The sequence below is a fragment of the Pseudomonas sp. GW823-FHT04A03 genome (assembly GCF_058796615.1).
In genome coordinates, this window is sequence record NZ_JBXAIV010000001.1 from 268716 (window position 1) to 288579 (window position 19864).

Here is a 19864-nt window from a genome sequence, read left to right on the forward strand (position 1 = left end):
GCTATATGCTACCTTCGCTCGCCACACACCGATCAGCTCCAAAATCCCCGGAAAACTCCTGCCCATGACGTCGCCATCATCTGCGCCAAACACAGCCGAAGACCCACGCACCCTGCAAATCGCCAGCGATCCCGTGGGCCAGCAGTTGCAACAGATCGCCATCCTGACCCGCGCAGCGGCCGGTCAGTTGGGTGTCGCACTGGGCATCAATCAGACCGACGTGGCGGCGCTGGAACATTTGATCACCGATGGGCCGTTGCCGCCGACCGAGCTTGCCTCGCGTCTGTCCGTGACCACGGCGGGCATCACCCAGGTTATCGACCGGCTGGAGCGCGCCGGACATGTGGTGCGCGAGCGACAGCTCAACGATAAGCGCCGGGTGCTGGTGTGCCCGGTGCCGGAATCGGTGGCGCAGGCCTATCGGCATATCGCGCCGATGCTCAATGGGCTGAGCGCGGTGCTGGGTGCGCTCGACGACCGGGATCGCGCAGTCATCGAGACCTTTCTCGGGCAGGTGATCGAGGTCTACCGCAACACGTTGCCGGGCAGCACGACCGCCACTTCTGAAGCGCAGGACTCAGAATGAAACCACAGAAAATACTCGTCACCGGTGCAAGCATCGCCGGCCCCGCGCTGGCGTATTGGCTGTCGCGTCAGGGTATGGACGTCACGGTGGTCGAGCGGGCGCCGGCGTTTCGCGATGGCGGGCAAACCATCGACGTGCGCGGCGCCGGGCGTGAAGTAGTGCGGCGCATGGGGCTGGAAGATCTGATTCGGGCGAACACGACTCACGAGCAGGGCATCGCTTTCGTTGACCGGGACAACCAGACCAAGGCGTTCATCGGGGTCGATGCGTTTGACGGTGACGGGCCAATTGCGGAACTGGAAATCCTGCGCGGTGAGCTCGCCAAGCTGTTGATCCAGCACAGTGAGGACCGGGTCACCTACCGGTTCGGCGACAGCATTGAAACCATCGAGGACGATGGCGAGCAGGTTCATGTGCGTTTCAAGCAGGGCGGGGAACAGGTTTACGACCTGGTGATCGTGGCCGAAGGCATCGGTTCGACGACCCGCAATCAAGTGTTCGGCGATGAAGTGAAGCGGCGCCCCCTCGATCTCTACACGGCCTATTTCACCGTGCCTCGACAGCCGAGCGACGGCCAGGTGATGCGCTGGCACAACCTGCCGGGCGGCCGTTGCGTCTGTTTACGTCCTGACAACCTCGGCACCACGCGTGCGTTTTTGTCTTTTCAGCAAGCGCCGAGCGGATACGAGAAGCTGGCGCAGGACGCACAGAAATCCTTGCTCAAAAAACTGTTTGCCGATGCCGGTTGGGAAACGCCTCGCGTGCTCGCCGCGCTGGATAACACCACCGATCTGTATCTGGAAGCTGTGGGTCAGGTCCGAATGCCCCGTTGGTCCAAGGGGCGCATCGCGCTGCTCGGGGACGCGGCCTATTGCGCGTCGCCCATCAGCGGCATGGGCACCAGCCTGGGACTGTGCGGCGCCTACGTATTGGCCGGAGAACTCGGGCGCCACGCCGATCACCGTCAGGCCTTCGCCGCCTATGAAGCGCTGATGCGTCCGTTCGTGGCCCAGGCGCAAAGCGTGCCGAAATTCGCCCCGAGACTGGCCTCGCCGCATTCGCGTCTGGGCATTGCACTCGGCCATGCCGTGCTGCGGATGGCCACTGCGCCGGGGCTCAAGAAACTGTTCGGCAAAATCCTTTCGCCGAAAGCTGACGCGATCGTCCTGCCTGACTACGACGACTCACCGCGAGCATAAACCTTACAACTCGATCGCCCAGGTCTGACTCACCAGCTCCTTGCCGAAGCTGTGAATCGGCTCTTCCTCGACCAACTCAAAACCTGCCCGCTGATACAACCGGCGGGCATCCACCAGATTGCTGGTGGTCCACAGAATCATCTTTTTGTAGCCGACATCCCGGGCAAACCGCAGGCATTCCTCGACCAGCCGATTGCCGATCCCCAGGCCCCGCGCACTGGCGTCCACATAGAGCATGCGCAGTTTGGCGGTGGTTTCATCGTGGCGGACAACGAACACCGAACCCACCACCTTGCCGTCCTTTTCCGCGATCCAGCAGCGCTCGCCCGTGGGGTCGAATTCGCGCAGGTACTTGGCGACGATCTCGGCCACCAGCGCTTCGAACTCCGAATTCCAGCCGTATTCGCGGCTGTAGATCGCCGTCTGCTGATGCACCACCAGCCCCATGTCGCCGGGTTGTGGATCGCGCAGCAGGTAGGTCGTCGGCTGGCCACCTTCGAGCAGGGTTTGAATCTGCTTCATGGAGGCGATCAGTTGCAGTTGCTGCGGTTCGGCGAGGCGTTCGAGCAGGATGATGACCTCTTGTCGCGAGGCTTGCTCCAGCGGCGCGAGGATCTCGCGGCCGAGGTCGGTGATGTGCAATTGACTGGCGCGGGCGTCGGTGACGGAGGGGACTTTCTGGATCAAGCCCTTTTTGTCGAAACCGCTGATGATCCGGCTCATATAACCCGCGTCGAGGCTGAGCATCTGGCGTAGGTCGGCGCTGGTCAGATCGCCGCCGGACGCGAGTTCGTAAAGGATGCGCAGCTCGGTCAGCGAGTAGTCGCTTTGCAGCAGATGCTCCTGCAACACGCCGATCTGATGGGTGTAGAAACGGTTGAATTGCCGGACGATGTCGGCGCGGTCGGTGATTGTGGACATGGCGTCATGCTCATATGTTTGCCTTGAGCAACTATATAGTTGCCTGAGGCAAACAAGTCAAATGAATGATTCCACGATCCCAAACGCAAAGTCCCCCGGATCGAACCGCTCGGACGTGTCCATCTGTATGTTTCGCAAGCTCACCGTTTCCAGGTGTGTGGCGAAGAGCAATTCGGAAAACCAGGTGATCAACAGGGTGCGCCGGCGTGCGCCGCTGGAGTTCAGGCTGCCAGCGTGGATCAGGTCGGCATCGAAGATCAGGATGTCGCCCGCGCTGCCCGTCAGTTGCACAGATCGGGACTCGTCAGTGAAGTCGAACGGAAGCTCGCCCGGTGCAGGGCGATGACTGCCGGGGACAATGCGGGTTGCACCGTTTTCCGGGCCGTAATCGTCGAGGTACACCAGCGTGTTGACGGTGTCGCCGGGGCGTTGCGCTGACAAGTCGCGGTGCAACTGCTGGTGGCCACCATTGGCGAGCGGTTCGCGGCCCTCGACCTGTGAGAGGAAGAAGCGTTCGCCGATCAACGCGCCCACCACCGCCAGCAATTGTGGCAATCGGCACACGGCCTGAACGACCGGGTCAGTGTCCAGCTGCGAATGGCGCCAGTCGCTGCCACGGGGCACGGGCCATTCGCTTGAAGGCTTCACGCCTGCATCGAAGACTGCGCGCAGAGTGTACAGCCATGCCGGCGCAATTGCCTGGCGCAGCAGCACGTAGCCGTTTCGGTGGAGTTGCTCGCGGTCAGCCACAGACGTCCTCCGTTTTGTTGGTTACCGCAGAGCGTAGACAAAAGCCTCAACGACGGCGCCGTCCTCCAGCGTCACCTTGGTCAACACCCGCTGATACTCAGCCCCTTCAAACTCATCCAGCGCGGCCCAGTGCAGGTGAAAGTTCTCGGAGGCGAACACGTAGCCTTCGATCACATCGCCATCCTCGGCAATCACCAGTCCAGGAAAACCCATCGCCGCGCCCCAGCCGGCCTGCGACAGGCGCCCCTTCAACGAAGCGGCCTGCCACGTGCCGCCGATGTTCAGCATTACATGCTCATTCGGGCGGCCAGGGCCCAGGGTTCCATAAACGAAGAGACGTTCCACGATTGCTCCTGCCAGTCAAAAAAGGGAGGGATCCTGACCTATGCGCGATGTGCAGGCAACAGCGCGATCAGTTCTGCGCCGACCGGCTCAGAAAACGGTCGATCAACGCCACCACCTGTTGCTGGATCACCTCACGCGAACGCGCGTCGCCGTCCGCGCAAATGATGCCGTCGCCTGGCGAATCTTCTTCCAGCAGCGCCACGGCGCCGGGCTTGCACAAGGACATGAAGCTGAAATGGCTGGCGTCGCTGATCTCGACATACTGCGAGGTAGCCGAAGGCAGGCGCGTGGCGAGATTCGCCGATTCCAGTTGGGCGGGAAGGTCTTCGGAGGGGACGCCCGCGCCGATCACCAGTGTCGGAACCGACAGCGCGGCGAGACTGGCGTCGGTCATCCCGCGTGACAGGCCCAGGTCCAGTGAAACGATGGCGCTGACGCGTTTGTCGCTCAAGTCTGCGCTTATCCGGTTCTTCGCTTCCGGCGTGTCGGCAACGTTGATCGTTTTGTAGACCGAGCAACTGGCGAGTTTTTGATGGACTGCGCAGTCCTCGGCAAAGCGCTCGGGATCGAAGCGTGTGCCGGCAATTTCCAGAGCGGTCCAGCCGCCAAGCGAATGGCCGGCGACTGCAATTCGGCCCTTCGAGACTGCACCAAATTGCTCCGGCTCAGCCGCGACAGCATCAATCACACGGCTTATGTCGGCAGGTCGTTGCCACAACTGTGCAGCGGCTTTCGGACTGCGATCATGAGTCGTAGTGCCGGGGTGATTGACTGCCGCGACGATGTAACCCTGACGGGCCAGCGCACTGGCGAGCCACGCCTGATTGCTCCAGTTGCCCCTGAAGCCGTGGGACAGCACCAGCAATGGATGATCACCCGCCGTTGGCGGCGCCTCGCGCACCGCCGAAGTCCCGACGAACACCGCGTCGTCGGCAATCAATTGAGCGGGGGCGGTGGTCTTGGCGGGATACCAGACGACCATGTCCAGCGGGCGTTCGTTGCGCGTGTCCGCCAGCGTGGCGGATCGGAAACCGATGGGGTTTTCGTCAGCGTTTGCGCTGGTCGAAAGGCAGATCAGAAGCAGGATACGGAATGCGTTTTTCATTGTTTTTATCTTCCTTGATCAAATCGGGCAAACAGGACGTTCGCCCAGACGTTCTACCAGTCTTACGAGATAACCGTCCGGATCCTGAACGAGAAATTCACGCTGGCCGACCTCGGCGTCATCAGCGCGATACCAGGTGTCTTTGCAGGTTTTATAGAGTGAGATCTGCGCGGTGCCCAGTCTTTCGATGATGGGAGCAACCGCCTCAACGTCAATCTGCAGATTGACGCCTCTTCCGAAAGGCTTGCTCAGTTCCGCCGTCAGCCACTGGCCTGCATCCGGATCAACCTGCTCGAGCATGACTTGAGCGCCATTCAGGTCGAGGTAGGCGAAGCCGTCTTCCGGGCGTTGATAAGCGATGGTGAAGCCCAGGCAGGAGACCCAGAAAGCGAGACTGGCCTGCAGATCCGTGACCATCAATTCTGGAACCAGTTTGTTTCGTTCAAACATGGGGTGAAATTCCTTTTCATTCGGTTCGATGATTTGATCACTTGAAGGCGTTGCGCAGTGCTTCAATCACCTCTTCAACAGAGTGGCCCTCGATGGCCGGCGGAGTGGGATTCTCACCAAATTCTCGCCAAACGAACAGCGTCAGCTCTGCGCCATCGGTTGATGACAAGGGATTCTCGGCGTAGGCGAAAGACTCGAGCAGGCGATAGCGGGAGTCTTTCCAGAACAGGTCTTCGACCCAGTCATAGACCGGTATGAAATGGAAGTGGAGGGGCAGGCCGGGTTCATGACCGAACCGACCGATATAAAGACGCTTGGGCTTCAGATGATGCTCGATGATTTGCTGGGTTTTGGCGAGCAGCCCTCCTAGCTCCGCCAGTGCCTCAGTCGACAGCTCGGCCAGTGAATTGGTTTTGATCCTGGTTCCCAGCATCAGATAGCCAGGAAGTGCACTGCCCAGATGGTGATTGACGATCCAGTGCTCGGTTTCATGAAGAATGAAGTGCGGGGCAATTTCCATGTGCCATAGGTCCTGGGGCAAGCGGTGCGCCAGCGTAGCAAAAGTGCAGGTCTTTCAGCCGAAGATAGAAAAATAGATCTGTCCCCATATGCACTTTTATATACAAGAAAGCCCGGCGGATAAGGCCGGGCTTTTGTCGAGTGCTGCGGTAAACCCTGCATTCAGACGTTACGACGTTCGATCAGACGGTCAGAACCACCTTCGGCAACCGCATCGCTGAACAGCGGATCGGTTTCGGTCGCGGCAACCGCATCGCTGAAGAGCGGATCAGTTTCAGTTGCGGCAACGGCATCGCTGAACAGTGGATCAGTCTGGGTCGCAGCAGCAACGGCGTCACTGAACAACGGATCGGTCTGAGTCGCAGCAGCGACCGCATCGCTGAACAGTGGGTCAGTCTCGGTCGCCGCAAAAGCATTCAGGGCGAAGAGCGAGAAGGCGATACCGAGGAGGGTTTGGCGTTTCATGGTTCTGTACTCCGTGTGCAGTGGGTTGGTATGGAGCAGATCCTACGCTTTGGATTCGATATGAGAACTTCATTGAATTAATGGTTGTTATTGATGCAGTCAATGATTGGGCTCGGTCGCCCGAAGTGCTCTGAACTGCTGCGCCAATCCCAGCGCCACGCGACCGCTGTCCACCGTGGGTAACAGATGGGTGAAGGGGATGTCGATCATCCGGTTCTGGCGCACTGCCCGCAGGGTCGACAGCACCGGATCCTGCGTCAGCAACCGACGCTTGCGGCTGGCCGGTGACCATTGCGCATCGGCCAACAGAATCACGTCCGGATCACTGGCGAGCAGGGTTTCGCGGCTCACGGTTACGCGATACTGATTGATGTCGGCGAACAGGTTGCGCGCGCCGGCAGCGGCCAGCAGCGGAGTGACGAAACCCCGTCGGCCCTCGCTGTCGAGGCCGTTGACCTCACTGTCCAGATAGAACACCGACAACGGTTTGCCGGAGCCGGCCAGCGCCCGGGCGCGGTTCAGATCAGCGTCCAGCGCATCGCTCAGTTCCCGGGCTCGCGGCTGTTTGTGCAGCAGCGCGCCGAGGGTCGAGAGGTCGTTGCGGATGTGTTCGAAGTAGTCCAGCGAATGCCCGTTGCACGCTGACTCCAGCAGATAGGACGCCACGCCGTTGCGCCCCAGCCCGCTGCGCGACGTCACGCCATTGCCGAAGGCCGAAGCGAACCCGCCGATCACCAGATCCGGCTTCTGCGCGTACAGCACTTCGCTCGACGGATAGCGCGGCGCAATCACCGGCACGCCGAAATACTCGGACTTCGGCGCACCGGTGTCATCCAGATAGGCGACACCTGCCAGCGCCGGGCCTGCACCCAGCGCCAGCACCAGATCGGCGGCGTGCTGATTGAGGGCGACGATCCGCGACGGTGGCAAGACCGGCGCATTCCAGGTCTTGCCGCAGTTGCGATAACTGTCGGCCCAAACGGGCAGCGCGCAGAGCAGGGCGCCCCAAAAAACGAGCCTTCTCATGAGCGCGCCCTGATCAGCAAATCCTCGACCACTTCACCGCCCACCAGATGCCCTTCGACCAGTCGTTGTGCATCCGCGTGACTGCGAACACCGTACCAGCACGTCTCCGGATACACCGTCACAATCGGCCCCAGGTTGCACGGGAACTGACAATGGGTGCGGGTCAGCAGAACGCCGCCGGGCGTTTCTATTCGGTCATGCGCCAGCAGATGCCGGCGCAGGGTTTTCCATAACTGCAAGGCGCCGCGCTGGGTGCAGCGCGGGCCGGTGCAGAGGAACACGTGGCGCGCATGCTCGGGCACATGCGACCAGTCCGGGTGCGAATCGACGCCGTCGGTGGTGATGATGTCAGCCATCAGAAGCGGTACGTGTAGCGGACTTCGGAGGTGAATGGCCGCCCGAGGTTGTCGACGTTGTTCGAGCGACTGGTGACGTAATCGCGGTCGAACAGGTTCTCCACCAGCAGGCTCACCCGGTGCTGATGGGCACCGTCGAGGTAGCGCCAGGCGTCGGCATCCACCACCGAGTAATGGCCGTACTCGACCTGTTTCGAGCTGATGACATCGCGGATATAACGGATCGCACCGCCAGCGCCCCACATCCGGTCGACCGACTCGTAGCCGACGCGTGAACGGGCGAAGAAGCTCGGCACATCGTTGAGCGTGACGCCGGCGCGCGACTCGGTGAGGTTGCGGGTCATGTCGGCCTGCAAGCTCCATTGTTCGTTGAGCGCCAGTCTGGCGTCCGCCTCGAACCCGCGCATCTGCACCCGGCCCTGGCCGTTGACCCACTGGATGTCATCGAGGGTGATCAGGTCGTCGATCTTGCGTTTGAACAGCGTGACGCTGGTGCTGAACTCGCGGTCGAGCAGCAGGCCTTTGTAATCCAGACCGAGCTCGGCATTGCGGCTTTTCTCCGGTTTTAGATTACGGTTGCCCAACTCATCACCGGGCTCGTTGACGAACAACTGCTCGGCGTTCGGCAGTTTGTAGGCCGTGCCGTACTGCCCGCGCACGGACCAGTTTTCGTTGAGGTCATACAGCGAGGTGAGCATGCCGACCGTGGCACTGTCGCCACCGCCCATGGCTTCGTGACGGATGCCGATGCTCGGGTGCCAGTCGGGCAGGGCGTCGATCTGCGGGCGCAGTTGAGTATAGAGCGCGTGGGCTTCGGCCTTGTCGTTGTCGATGATCAGCACATCGTCCTGGCCCTTGAACCACTGGTTGTCCGTACCGAACACCAGCACATGCCCGCCGGGCAATTCAGCCTTGCCTTCGGCCTGCACGCCCCAATCGGTGAAGCCCCAGTAGTCGTTGTGATTGATGGTTTTTGTGCCGCCGTTGGCGGTGTTGTTGATGCGCGTGTAGCGGGTGTCCCAGTCGTTGACATGACCTTTGACGAAATAGCTCAGGCGCTCGTTGAGCGTCTGTTCGAAGGTCGCCGTGGCGATCTGCTGGATGCGGTCGTTGGTGGTCTTGTGGTTGTCCACCGGGCGGGCGAAATCGAGGTTGGCGTCGGCGTATTGGTAGAACAGCTCCAGGCGTTTGTCATCGCCGAAGGACTGAATCGCCTTGCCGCCGAAGGTCGTGACTTCATAGGCGCGTTTCTTCTCGGTGACGTTTTTCAGATCGCGATTGCGAAACGGCTGGTAGCCGTCCGAGACGTTATGGCTGACGTAGGCCAGCAAGCCCAGATCGCCGAAACCGTTGCTGAAAATATTCTCGACCCGCGCATCACCGGTGGTGCCGCCGAAGGTGTCGAGGCCCATGTTCACTTCGCCGGACGCTTTGCGGCTCTGCGGGCTGCGGGTGACGATGTTGATCACGCCCGATACCGCTTGGGTGCCGAACAACAGGCTCTGCCCACCCTTGAGCACTTCGATGCGTTCGATGGCGTTGGCCGGCAGCGTGTCCAGGTACAAACCGCCGTACAGGCGATTGTTCAGGCGCACGCCGTCGAGCAGGATCAGCGTGTCGTCGTTGCGCCCACCCAGCAGGGAATAAGTGCCGTAGTCGAACGGGCCGTTTTTCGGCGCGACGTACAGGCCGGGAATGAACATCTGCATCACCCGGCTGACATCGGCGCTGGGGCCGGCGCGTTCGATCTGCTCGCGGGTGACGATCTCGACCTTGCTGCCGAACTGCGCCATCTCGGCAACGGTGGTGGACTCCACGGACGGCGCGGAAACGATTTGCTGATGGAGTTCGAGCGGCGTGTCATCCGCCAGCAACAGGGGGCTGAACAGACAGCCGAACAACAGGGATGGAGCCGGAGTGTTGAAAGGTTTGATCATTGTCTTCTCGAAAGGATCTTCGCAGAAGAGCATGCAGGAGAAGGCATCGCGCACACGCCGACACCGGCCCATGCCCGCCCACCGCAGGATTTTGCCAAACAGACATCTCAGGCCGGTCTCCGGGCTCGCGCGTATGGACGCTTTCACCTTCCCATGGCCGTCTGGCCACAGTGGTGTGTCGAAAGCATCACGCGCCTACCGTTGCGGGGGCAGCACCGGACTTGCTCGAAAAAGAACGTACCGGTTTCCCGTTTCACCCCATGCACGGCGGCATGGGACACCTGAAACAGGGCGGCATCTGAACATTCGGATGACCGTTCGTCAACAAAGTGTTCCTGGGGCTGCTCAATTCAGTGCTTGGGAAATTTCCTACAAATCGCAGAGACGAATCCTTCGTTTCAAGTGATGTGGAATTGTCAGAATTTCCACCACAAGTCATTGGCAGAGTAGTCGGCGAGATGTACGCACCCAGCGTTCTGGTTTTAGAAGATCAATCGTTTCAGCGTGGCGCGTTGGTGAAGGCTCTCCAGCATCTGGGCGTCAGCGACATTTTGCAGGCGGGTGACAGCGAGCGGGCGATGGCGCAGATAAGCCGGGCAGGGGGCGTTGATATCGTGCTCTGTGACCTGAGCAACAGTGCAGTCAACTGTCTGGATTTTCTGACCCGGGCCGGGGAAAGCGGTATGGCGCGTGCGGTTGCACTGTGCAGCGAGCTGACGCCGGAACTGCGCCGTGCGGTTGAAGAGATGACCTGTCTTTCTGGGTTGCAAATGCTCGGTGTCATGAGCCGACCCACGCAGCTGTACAGGTTGCAGGAAATCCTCAGTCGCTACGCTCGCCGACGGCTGGCACCGGACGTCGAGCCCTCAGCTCATTCCAGGCTCCCGGGTGAGGACGATGTGCGGCGAGGGCTGGCCCAAGGAGAGTTCAAGGCCTGGTTTCAGCCCAAATTCGAGTTGAACACCTTTGCGGTGGCTGGTGCGGAGGCGTTGGTGCGTTGGCAGCACCCGGTCAGGGGCCTGCTGCTGCCTCGGGATTTTCTGGCGGCGGTGCTGGCCTACGATCTGGTCGACGAAATGCTCAAGCAACTGCTGGAGCAAGGGATGGATGTGCTCAACGCCTTGCGCCGATCCGGCCAGGGCCTGGAGCTGGCGTTCAATCTTCACGCTTCGCAACTGGCTCGCAATGACCTGATCGAGCACATCGAGCAGTTGTTGAAGCGTCACGATTTCCCGGGACGAACGTTGTTGTTCGAAGTGGCGGAAAACGGCTTGCTGGATGTTCCCCGAACGACCCGGGACAACCTGCTGCGTCTGCGCATGATGGGCTGCGGTCTGTCGATCGATGATTTCGGCATGGGTTTTTCTTCGCTGACGTTGCTCTGCCAGCTGCCGTTCAACCAGCTCAAGCTCGACGGCCAACTCGTGCGCTGCATCGATGATCCACGCACCCAGGCAATGGTTACCAGCACCGTGGCACTGGCCCGCGCGCTGAACATGAACCTGGTGATCGAAGGTGTCGGCAGCCACGTTATCCGCGACGGCCTGGTGTCGATGGGGTGTTCATTCGGTCAGGGCTTCCACCTGGCGCGCCCGATGGAGGCCGAGCGGTTCCTGCGATGGCTGCAGGCGCCTGATTCAGTCAATTGAAGGCGCCAGTTCCGGTAGAGAAATAGATCGATATAACTGCCTGATTACCGAGTGATCCGGGCAGCATAAGCCAGCGACATGTTCCATACTTTTGTGATGCATGGTCCCTTTCGTCACTGGCAGTTCCTGTGCGTATAGCTGTGAGGTTCAAATGCATAAAGCGCTGGTTGTAGACGATCACCCCTTCATTCGGGCAGCGGTGAAAGTGTTGCTTGAACGTGAGCAATTCGAAGTCGTTGCCGAGGCTGACAATGGCGCTGACGCGGTGCAGATGGCTCGCGAGCATCAGCCACAACTGATTCTGCTGGATATCGCCATGCCCAGCCTCGACGGTCTGGAAGTCATCAACCGGATCAGCGCGCTGAAACTGTCGAGCAAGATCCTTGTGCTGACCTCGCAGTCCGCGGCGTTCTACGCCATGCGCTGCATGAAGGCGGGGGCTGCCGGTTATATCTCGAAAACCGATGAATTAAGCGAGCTGAGCAAGGCGATCAAGGCGCTGATGGCCGGTTATACCTTTTTCCCCAACCTTGCAGGAAACTCGGTACGGCGCAGCGATATCGACTCCACAGAAGTGGAGATGATTCGCGGCTTGTCCGATCGAGAACTGGTCATATTGCAGCAACTTGCCAAGGGACTGAGCAACAAGGAAATCGGTGATGCGATGCTGTTGAGTAACAAGACCGTCAGCACTTATAAAACCCGCCTCATTGAAAAGCTCAACGTGAAGTCAGTGGTGTATCTGGCTGACTTTGCCAAGCGCAATAATCTGATCTAGATGAACACTCTTTTGCGTTGCGTCGGGTTGGCCGTCTGTCTGTTGGGTCAGTTGGGAAGCGTTTCGCCGGTACAGGCAACGGTGCAGACCTTGAACCTCTTCGGTCGCTCGAATGGTGACCTGCCTTCGGTCGTTCTGGATGAAGAGGACTGGCGCTGGCTGCGTGACAAAGGATCACTGCGTCTGGGGGTGTCAGTGCCGGACAGTGCGCCTTTCGGCATGATCATCGGCGGTCAGGATTACGAGGGCATCACGGCCGATTACGCCGCGCTGCTGGCCGGCATGTTGCACACCCGAATCGAAGTGCTGCGTTATGACTCCCGGGCCGAGGCGATGCAGGCGCTCAGGGATGGCGAGCTGGACCTGGTCGGCAACGTCAACAGTTTCGACGGAACGGATTCCGAGCTGGCGCTCACCAGCCCCTACGTGCAGGCACCGTCGGTACTGGTGACTCGCAGTGGCGCCAGCAAGGTGCTGGCGCCCGACCTGGCGGGTAATCGTCTTGCCATCGTTGATCACGTTCAGCCGACGGAAGCGGTCACCGGGAGCTATCCCATGGCTGTGCTACAGCTGCACCCGTCGGCCCAGAGCGCGATCGGCGCCGTGGCATTCAATCAGGCGGATGCGTACCTGGGCGATGCCGTCAGTACCCATTATCTGGTCGGTAAATACTTCCTCAATGACGTCTACCTGACGATGTTGCCGGGCATGTTCAGCACGCATTTCTCGTTCGCCCTGAATCAGCGCAACAGTCAGCTGCTGCACATCATCAATGCCGCGCTGGAGGTGATCCCGGTCAGTGACCGCATGACGATCCTGCGTCGCTGGGGGGCAGGCGATCTCAACGTTGCCGGCCTTGACCTGCTCCAGTTCACCGAAGCCGAACAACGCTGGATGCAAAAGCACCCCCGCCTGACCGTAGCCGTCAACGACGGTCTGCCGCCGGTCTCCTTTTTTGACGGGCAGGGTGAATTCCGCGGCGTCGGTGCCGAAGTGCTGGCTAAAGTCAGCCAGCGCACCGGCCTGAAATTCGATGTCCTGCGCAGCAACTCAATGGAGAAACTGGTCGAGCAGGTCCGGGCCGGCAAAGCGGATCTGATCGCGGCCTTCACCCCCAGTACTGCCCGTGAGGGCGAACTGCGGTTCACCCGGCCTTATATGACCAGCCCGTTTGTGCTGATCACGCAGGACGGGGCGGGCAGACCGCAATCGCTGGAGGGCATGGTCGGCAAACGACTGGCGATGCGGCGTGGCAATGCGCTGAGCGATTACATTCGCGGGCAATTCCCGGGCATTCAGTTGATCGAGACAACGACCTCGGCAGAGGCACTGGCGCTGGTGGACAAAGGCGAAGCGGAGGGGGCGCTCAATTCGCTGATCAACGGGCGTTACATGATTCTGCGCGAATACCGCGACCGTCTGCGGGTGGCCGGCGTTGTCGGTCCTCTGTCGGCGCCGACCGGGTTCGCCACCGATCGTGGGGCGCTGGAGCTGTATTCGATTCTGGACAAGGCCCTGCAAAGCATCCCTCCGGAGGAACTGGACGAACTCACGAGCCGTTGGCGCCATGACGTGGTGATCGATAACGACAACTGGCTGCACCACCGCTCGGCGGTCATCCAGGGTTTTGTCATCTTCGGGTTGCTGTTGATGCTGGCGCTGGTGTGGATCGTTCATTTGCGCAAGCTGGTACTCACCCGCGAAAAAGCCCAGCGAGCACTCAACGATCAGATGGAGTTCATGCGCGCCTTGATCGATGGCACGCCCCACGCGATTTACGTGCGCGACCGTGAAGGGCGGCTGATCAGTTGCAACTCCGCCTACCTGGACGCGCTGGGTCTGCCGCGCGAAGCCGTGATGGGCAAGCGACTGACCGACAGTCCGGTGGTCGGTCGTTCCGATGCCGAGACATTCCAGGCCGAGTACATCAAGGTCATGGAGAGCGGCACGCGCTGGATCAAGGATCGCACCTACATCCACACCGATGGTGCGGTGCACACGGTGTATCACTGGATGCTGCCGTACAACACCAGCGAAGGTGTGGTGATGGGCATCATTGCCGGCTGGATCGACATCAGCGACCGTCAGCGTCTGATGGATCAACTGCAAAGCGCCAAGCAAAGCGCCGACGACGCCAACCGGGCGAAAACTACCTTTCTGGCGACCATGAGCCATGAAATCCGTACACCGATGAATGCGGTGATCGGCATGCTCGAACTGGCGATGAAGAAGGCCGATCAAGGCGTCATGGACCGCTTCGCCATCGAAGTGGCCTCGGGGGCGGCCCGAGGCTTGCTGGACCTGATCGGTGACATTCTCGACATCGCCCGCATTGAATCCGGACGCCTGTCCCTGACCCCGGAACGGGCCAGCCTGCGGGAGCTGGTCGAGTCGGTGGTGCGCATGTTCGAAGGCGTGGCGCGGCAGAAGGGCGTGCGGTTGTTGCTGGACTTCGACCTCAAGGCCAGTCGCGACGTCCTGATCGATCCGCTGCGTTTCAAACAGATTCTGTCCAACCTGCTGAGCAATGCGATCAAGTTCACCGACGAAGGCGAAGTGCGCTTGGGCGTTCAGGCGGTGCTCAGCGCGTGCGGTGAGCGCCTGGCGATTCATGTTCAGGTGAAGGACTCCGGCATCGGCATTTCGGCCGAGGATCAGGCGCTGTTGTTCAACCCGTTCGGCCAGGCCCGCAACAATCATCAGTCGGCGCGGGGTGGTTCGGGGCTGGGGCTGGTCATCAGCCGCACCCTGTGCGAAATGATGGACGGCCATTTGCACCTGACCAGCGTGCCGGGCAAGGGCACGCAGATCGATATCTGCCTCGACCTTCTGATCCTGCAACCGGTGCCCGCTGCCGAATTGCCGGCGGCAGCACTCACGGATCAGGCGGCTGTGCTGAACATTCTGGTGATCGACGATTACCCGGCCAACCGGTTGCTGCTGTCCCAGCAGTTGTCCTACCTGGGCCACAGCGTCAGCGACGCCGAGGACGGCGCCCATGGCCTGCGTGCCTGGCGCAATGGCCGCTTCGATGTGGTGATCACCGACTGCAACATGCCGGTCATGAACGGTTATGAATTGACGCGGGCCATCCGTGACGAAGAAAAATCCTCGGGGGCCGAACCTTGTCTGATCCTTGGCCTGACCGCCAATGCCCAGCCAGAGGAAAAAGACCGCTGTCTGGCTGAGGGAATGGACGACTGTCTGTTCAAACCGATCAGCCTGGGTGACCTGAGTGCCCGACTTTCCTCGGTGCAGTCAGGGGCGGAGCCTCCCGCGCAAGGCGCGGTGAACCCTATGGTCGAGGGCGATATCAATCTCGGCAGCCTGCAACAACTGACCCGTGGTGACCAGACCGCGATCAGGAAACTGCTGGGGGATCTGGCCAGCAGCAACGAAGAGGACATGCTGCGCCTCATCAAACTGTTCGGCGAACACGATCTGTCGGGACTTTCCGACCTGGCTCACCGGGTCAAGGGCGGGGCGCGGATCATCAAGGCGAGTGGTCTGATTCTGTGTTGCGAGCAGTTGGAAAACGTCTGTATGGGAGCTGACTCTGTCGCGCTGACAGAGGCGGTGGATGCGCTACAACAAGCGATGGAACGATTGGCGCAGACGCTGGAGCAGCATATGGCCGACCCGGAAGCGGTCGAGGACGGGGCCAGTGTTGCCGTCGATTAAATGCCTGTCGTGACTTTGGGAAAATTCCTACACCGACAAGGAAGTTTCCTAAAGATACCCGCAGGCCAGGCCCGGACAATGGGCTCATTCCTTTCAGAGTGAGCCGCTTCCATGCCCATGCTCCCGCTACGCATACTGGTTCTTGGCGACACGGCCTCCGGTGCCTCGAGGATGGCCAACCGGCTGCGACAGGCCGGCTGCCAGGAAGTCTCTGTCGCCACCGAGCGCGTGCAGGCCCTCGCGATCCTCGAACAGACCGGCCCGGTGGATATCACACTGTGCGACATGCCCATGGAAAGTGCGGATACTCAGGATCTTCTGCAGGGCATGGCCCGATCCGGGCGGGCAGGGTCGATCATCATCTGCCGTACGCTGTCAGCCGATTCACGCAGTGTGCTGGGGCAGCTGATTTCGTTGTTGGGCATGGCGCTGCTGGACGATGTCAGCAAGCCTTTGCAGCCGGGAGCATTGCAGTTGTTGCTGGCCAAGCACATGAACGAGCCCATCAATGAGTCAGGCGTGCTGCCTGTCGTACCGGCCACCGAAGACGAGGTACGACGGGCGCTGTCCCTCCATCAGCTGCACACCTACTTTCAGCCCAAGTTCAACCTGCAGACGGGCGATGTGTGCAGTATCGAAGCGCTGGCCCGCTGGCACCATCCGTTCAAAGGTGTCTTGCCGCCTTCGGTGTTCATGCCGGTTATCGAGCGCTGTGGATGGCTGGATGAGTTGCTGTTCCTGCAACTTGAGCAAGGTCTGAGGCTTCAGCGCCAGGCACTCAACCAAGGGTTTGCCCTGAATGTCGCGTTCAATCTGCACGCGGGGCAACTGGTCAATCCGCAGCTGCCGGGCCGGATTCAGACCCTGTTGGCGGCTCATGATCTGCCCGGTTCCGGCCTGACCTTCGAGCTGACGGAAACGGGCTTGCTCGAAGCCCCGGCGATTAGCCTGGAAAGTCTGGTGCGCTTGCGAATGATGGGTTGCAGCCTGTCCATCGATGACTTTGGCGCAGGTTTTTCTTCGTTGCAGCGGCTGTGTCAGTTGCCGTTCAACGAGATCAAACTCGATGGCGAGTTCGTACGCGGGCTCAGACATGAACCGCGCCGCCGCGCCGTGATCAGCAGCACGCTGGCACTGGGCGAGGCGTTGGGCATGTCGGTGGTGGTCGAAGGGATCGAAACCGAAGAACAGCGCAAAGTGCTGCTGGAACTGGGTTGCAAACAAGGACAGGGCTACTTGTGCGCGCGGCCGATGTCGGCGGCCAGTCTGTTGAACTGGCTGGATCTTCAGCGAGGAGAAGAGGCCACTTGTTAGGTGGCTTGTTCCAGTGCACAACGCGCGGGTCAATTCAGAAAAGGCATAACGCCAAAGACATTTATTACATGTTCTTTGGCGTTTTTTTATGGCCGTATTTTTGATGTTCGTTAGTTGGGAAATTTCCTACAAACAGCAGGAAATTTCCTAACTTAATCCGCAGGGGCAGTCGAGAAAATACGCTCACTTGATTCCATTGTGATGCCTGTTCGCTACGTCAAGCGAAGTTCGAATCTCGTTGTTTTCGCGAGGGATTCGATGTTTGTCGGCGAGGTTCTGTATCCGCAATCGAATTAAAGGCGGAAGTCATCAGGCCATTGATGACGCGTATCTCGGAGGCTGGCTCGCGCCAAGTTTGAAAATGAACAAAATCTACTCTGTGGTCTGGAACGCTTCGATGGGTTGCTGGACGGTGGCTTCCGAGCTTGCTGCGACCAAAGGCAAGGGATCGGGAGCCAAGTGCGCTGCCGGCGTGGGCATTGCGTCGGGGGAGTCGGCGTGGGGAACTTCCCTCGGTGACGTATTTTTGCTGAAAGGTTTGATGGCGGCGTTAGTCCTGGCGCTGCCTTTAACGGGACATGCCTCAACCATATATTCATCCGGCGGATCAAACTGCAGCAACACTACCCCATCTCAAGATTTTGTTGGCCCAGACACTACCACCCGCACTTCTATTTTGACGGATGGCAGCGGATATTATTCGACGATTGCCGGTTGTGGCGCCAACGGGAGTGCCAAGAATGCTGTAACCCTGTTTGGTTCTGGTTCGCAAGTGACTGGAAACTATGGCACCGCGCTTGGCTTTATGGGATCGGCAGGGATACAGGCTATCGCTGTCGGCGCACAAGCCACCGCATCCGACTACAGCATCGCCATTGGCACTTTGAGTAAATCTTCCGCCGCTGGCGCTATTGCGATCGGCGGATATCCTGCTGCGGGCGTTAAAGATGCTCTGGGCGCACAAGCGGCTGCGCAGGATGCAATTGCAGTCGGCAGCGCGTCATCCGTCGTGGCGGCTGGTACTTCAGGCATAGCCATTGGCCGTGGTGCCATTGTCAATGGTGCTTCCGGTATTGCGCAGGGTGACGGAAGTATCAGTGGCGCAACCGGCCAGAACGTTGCGATCGGTTCGTCCGGCACCACCGCCAATTCCAGCACCGCTGCCGGCGGTGCAGTGGCAATCGGGCGCGCCCAGAAAGCCACGGGCAACGGTGCAGTTGCGATCGGTGATCCGAACGTAGCGAACGGTACCGGCGCAGTGACGATGGGTGCGGACAATACGGCGGCCGGCAATCTGGCCGGTACGGTCGCGGCCAATGGCGCGGTTGCCATCGGTAATGCCAATAGCGCAATCGGCCAAGGTTCGGTGGCATTGGGAAATGCCAGCAATGCGGCTGCAGCAGGCGCCGTGGCGCTGGGCGATACCGCAGTGGCCAGCAGAACCAACGACGTGGCGCTTGGTTCGAAGTCAACGACAGCGGCTCCTCATACCGGTACTACTGCGCAATTTGGTGCTACTGCAGCGGGCGTGGAGGCAGCGGCTTCGACCAATGGCGTGGTGTCGGTGGGGGCGGTGGGTACCGAGCGCCAGATCCAGAACGTGGCGGCAGGCGTGATTTCTGCCACCAGCACCGACGCCATCAACGGCTCTCAGCTGAATTCGGTGGTCACCGGCGTCAACAACGTTGGCACGACAACCGCCAGCACGTTGGGCGGCGGCGCGACCTATAGTCCGGCGACCGGCAATATCAGCGGCTTCAGTCAGCCGATCACCAGTATCAGCGCGACCGGTGCAGTGACCGGGCCTACAGCACAAACGACCGTTGCAGCTGCCTTGACGGCGCTCAACACCAATGTCGGCAACACGGCCAACATCGCCGTCAAATACGATGCCGTCGGCGGCAACAGGATTACTTTGGGTGCGACGGGCGGCGCCGGAGCAGGCGCACCGGTGACGATCACCAACCTGGCCCCGGCGGCGCTGAATGGCACCAGTACAGATGCGGTTAACGGGTCGCAGCTGTTTACGAGCAGTCAGAACACGGCAGCGGCATTGGGCGGTGGCGCGGCGGTCAATGCAACAACCGGAGCCTGGACGGCCCCGAGTTATTCCACCAACAGCATCAGCGCGTCCGGTGCCAACACAGGCCCGTTGGTGAGCAACAACGTCGGCGCAGCGCTGACCAACCTCAATACCGGCCTGACCAACACCGCTGCCGTGGCGGTGAAGTACGACGATGCCGCGACTAAAACCCAGGTGACCTTCAACCCGGCGGGCGCCTCGGTCAAGTTGACCAATGTCGCGGCCGGTGCCTTGAACTCCACCAGCACCGACGTGGTGAACGGCTCGCAACTGTTCTCGACAAATCAGGCCGTCGACAACATCGTCAACAACGGTACCGGCATCAAGTACTTCCACAGCAATTCGGTTCTCGCCGACAGCACCGCGAGCGGCCAGGACAGTGTTGCCATCGGCCCGCTTGCGAGTGCGACCATTACCAATGGTGTGGCGCTGGGCGCCAATTCGTCCGCCACTGGCACGACTTTGGCCAATGCGGCTTACGGCGTAGGTGGCGCCGCGACGGGTGGCGAAGTGAATATCGCCAACGGCGCCAACGGCCGTCGCATCACCGGTCTTGCCGCCGGTTCCAACGCAACTGATGCAGTCAACGTCAGCCAATTGAACAAAGCAGGGCAGGACACCGCGACCGCTCTGGGCGGCGGCGCTGCGGTGGATGCAACAACCGGTGTTTGGACGGCCCCGAACTATTCCACCAACAGCA

The 19864-nt window shown here is 60.4% G+C and carries 17 protein-coding genes and 1 riboswitch; of the genes, 7 read left to right on the plus strand and 10 right to left on the minus strand.

The genetic code is table 11. The features are described 5' to 3' along the window. Window positions 1–64 precede the first annotated feature (64 nt). Window positions 65–586 carry a MarR family winged helix-turn-helix transcriptional regulator gene (locus AC1Q9F_RS01145; protein ID WP_492619259.1) on the plus strand — a complete coding sequence of 174 codons (522 nt, stop codon included), beginning with the start codon at window positions 65–67 and terminating at the stop codon, window positions 584–586. Further along, on the plus strand, window positions 583–1785 hold the full coding sequence (locus tag AC1Q9F_RS01150; RefSeq protein WP_492619258.1) for an FAD-dependent monooxygenase: 1203 nt from the start codon (window positions 583–585) through the stop codon (window positions 1783–1785). The genes AC1Q9F_RS01145 and AC1Q9F_RS01150 overlap by 4 nt, the downstream gene beginning before the upstream one ends. 3 nt (window positions 1786–1788) lie before the next feature. Here AC1Q9F_RS01150 and AC1Q9F_RS01155 read toward each other — a convergent pair whose 3' ends face one another. From AC1Q9F_RS01155 to AC1Q9F_RS01200, 10 genes are all read right to left on the minus strand, one after another. Next, a complete protein-coding gene (locus tag AC1Q9F_RS01155; RefSeq protein WP_492619257.1) occupies window positions 1789–2706 on the minus strand; it encodes a bifunctional helix-turn-helix transcriptional regulator/GNAT family N-acetyltransferase in 918 nt (305 codons plus the stop codon). Between the two features lie 57 nt (window positions 2707–2763). Further along, on the minus strand, window positions 2764–3456 hold the full coding sequence (locus AC1Q9F_RS01160; RefSeq protein WP_492619256.1) for a phytanoyl-CoA dioxygenase family protein: 693 nt from the start codon (window positions 3454–3456) through the stop codon (window positions 2764–2766). Window positions 3457–3477: 21 nt separating this feature from the next. Then, window positions 3478–3801, minus strand: a complete 324-nt coding sequence (locus AC1Q9F_RS01165) for a gamma-glutamylcyclotransferase family protein (protein WP_492619255.1) — start codon at window positions 3799–3801, stop codon at window positions 3478–3480. 67 nt (window positions 3802–3868) lie between these two features. Then, a complete protein-coding gene (locus AC1Q9F_RS01170) occupies window positions 3869–4906 on the minus strand; it encodes an alpha/beta hydrolase family protein (RefSeq protein WP_492619254.1) in 1038 nt (345 codons plus the stop codon). 18 nt (window positions 4907–4924) lie between these two features. Beyond that, window positions 4925–5356, minus strand: a complete 432-nt coding sequence (locus AC1Q9F_RS01175) for a bleomycin resistance protein (protein ID WP_492619253.1) — start codon at window positions 5354–5356, stop codon at window positions 4925–4927. A 37-nt stretch (window positions 5357–5393) separates the two neighbouring features. Further along, window positions 5394–5876 (minus strand): HIT family protein, encoded by a 483-nt coding sequence (locus tag AC1Q9F_RS01180; protein ID WP_207986018.1) that lies wholly within the window; start codon window positions 5874–5876, stop codon window positions 5394–5396. Window positions 5877–6037: 161 nt separating this feature from the next. Beyond that, complete coding sequence (locus AC1Q9F_RS01185) at window positions 6038–6340, minus strand: hypothetical protein (RefSeq protein WP_492619252.1); 303 nt, start codon at window positions 6338–6340, stop codon at window positions 6038–6040. A gap of 99 nt (window positions 6341–6439) precedes the next feature. Beyond that, entirely contained in the window at window positions 6440–7366 is a 927-nt protein-coding gene (locus tag AC1Q9F_RS01190; protein WP_492619251.1) for an ABC transporter substrate-binding protein, read from the minus strand. Beyond that, window positions 7363–7722: a (2Fe-2S) ferredoxin domain-containing protein gene (locus AC1Q9F_RS01195; protein ID WP_492619250.1), complete on the minus strand. Its 360-nt coding sequence runs from the start codon at window positions 7720–7722 to the stop codon at window positions 7363–7365. Before AC1Q9F_RS01195 ends, AC1Q9F_RS01190 begins: the two co-directional genes overlap by 4 nt. Beyond that, window positions 7722–9659, minus strand: a complete 1938-nt coding sequence (locus AC1Q9F_RS01200) for a TonB-dependent receptor plug domain-containing protein (protein ID WP_492619249.1) — start codon at window positions 9657–9659, stop codon at window positions 7722–7724. Before AC1Q9F_RS01200 ends, AC1Q9F_RS01195 begins: the two co-directional genes overlap by 1 nt. Window positions 9660–9752: 93 nt before the next feature. After that, window positions 9753–9959, minus strand: a riboswitch (cobalamin riboswitch). A 29-nt stretch (window positions 9960–9988) separates the two neighbouring features. Between AC1Q9F_RS01200 and AC1Q9F_RS01205 the strand changes: the two genes are divergently transcribed. The 5 genes from AC1Q9F_RS01205 to AC1Q9F_RS01225 all read left to right on the plus strand — a co-directional run. Then, window positions 9989–11308, plus strand: a complete 1320-nt coding sequence (locus AC1Q9F_RS01205; RefSeq protein ID WP_492619248.1) for an EAL domain-containing response regulator — start codon at window positions 9989–9991, stop codon at window positions 11306–11308. Between the two features lie 151 nt (window positions 11309–11459). Further along, window positions 11460–12086 (plus strand): response regulator transcription factor, encoded by a 627-nt coding sequence (locus AC1Q9F_RS01210; protein WP_179695259.1) that lies wholly within the window; start codon window positions 11460–11462, stop codon window positions 12084–12086. Continuing rightward, window positions 12087–15767: a transporter substrate-binding domain-containing protein gene (locus AC1Q9F_RS01215; RefSeq protein WP_207986024.1), complete on the plus strand. Its 3681-nt coding sequence runs from the start codon at window positions 12087–12089 to the stop codon at window positions 15765–15767. It begins immediately after the preceding gene. A gap of 171 nt (window positions 15768–15938) precedes the next feature. After that, on the plus strand, window positions 15939–17081 hold the full coding sequence (locus AC1Q9F_RS01220; RefSeq protein WP_492619247.1) for an EAL domain-containing response regulator: 1143 nt from the start codon (window positions 15939–15941) through the stop codon (window positions 17079–17081). Window positions 17082–17343: 262 nt separating this feature from the next. After that, on the plus strand, window positions 17344–19864 hold a 2521-nt coding region (locus AC1Q9F_RS01225; RefSeq protein ID WP_492634776.1), incomplete at its 3' end, for an ESPR-type extended signal peptide-containing protein.

What these genes read in the sequence shown, in the direction of transcription:
- AC1Q9F_RS01210 (WP_179695259.1), top strand. Translation starts at nt 11,460, where the DNA reads ATGCATAAAGCGCTGGTTGTAGACGATCACCCCTTCATTCGGGCAGCG.
- AC1Q9F_RS01200 (WP_492619249.1), bottom strand. Translation starts at nt 9,659, where the DNA reads ATGATCAAACCTTTCAACACTCCGGCTCCATCCCTGTTGTTCGGCTGT.
- AC1Q9F_RS01185 (WP_492619252.1), bottom strand. Translation starts at nt 6,340, where the DNA reads ATGAAACGCCAAACCCTCCTCGGTATCGCCTTCTCGCTCTTCGCCCTG.
- AC1Q9F_RS01220 (WP_492619247.1), top strand. Translation starts at nt 15,939, where the DNA reads ATGGCCAACCGGCTGCGACAGGCCGGCTGCCAGGAAGTCTCTGTCGCC.
- AC1Q9F_RS01215 (WP_207986024.1), top strand. Translation starts at nt 12,087, where the DNA reads ATGAACACTCTTTTGCGTTGCGTCGGGTTGGCCGTCTGTCTGTTGGGT.
- AC1Q9F_RS01155 (WP_492619257.1), bottom strand. Translation starts at nt 2,706, where the DNA reads ATGTCCACAATCACCGACCGCGCCGACATCGTCCGGCAATTCAACCGT.
- AC1Q9F_RS01170 (WP_492619254.1), bottom strand. Translation starts at nt 4,906, where the DNA reads ATGAAAAACGCATTCCGTATCCTGCTTCTGATCTGCCTTTCGACCAGC.
- AC1Q9F_RS01150 (WP_492619258.1), top strand. Translation starts at nt 583, where the DNA reads ATGAAACCACAGAAAATACTCGTCACCGGTGCAAGCATCGCCGGCCCC.
- AC1Q9F_RS01145 (WP_492619259.1), top strand. Translation starts at nt 65, where the DNA reads ATGACGTCGCCATCATCTGCGCCAAACACAGCCGAAGACCCACGCACC.
- AC1Q9F_RS01180 (WP_207986018.1), bottom strand. Translation starts at nt 5,876, where the DNA reads ATGGAAATTGCCCCGCACTTCATTCTTCATGAAACCGAGCACTGGATC.
- AC1Q9F_RS01190 (WP_492619251.1), bottom strand. Translation starts at nt 7,366, where the DNA reads ATGAGAAGGCTCGTTTTTTGGGGCGCCCTGCTCTGCGCGCTGCCCGTT.
- AC1Q9F_RS01175 (WP_492619253.1), bottom strand. Translation starts at nt 5,356, where the DNA reads ATGTTTGAACGAAACAAACTGGTTCCAGAATTGATGGTCACGGATCTG.
- AC1Q9F_RS01195 (WP_492619250.1), bottom strand. Translation starts at nt 7,722, where the DNA reads ATGGCTGACATCATCACCACCGACGGCGTCGATTCGCACCCGGACTGG.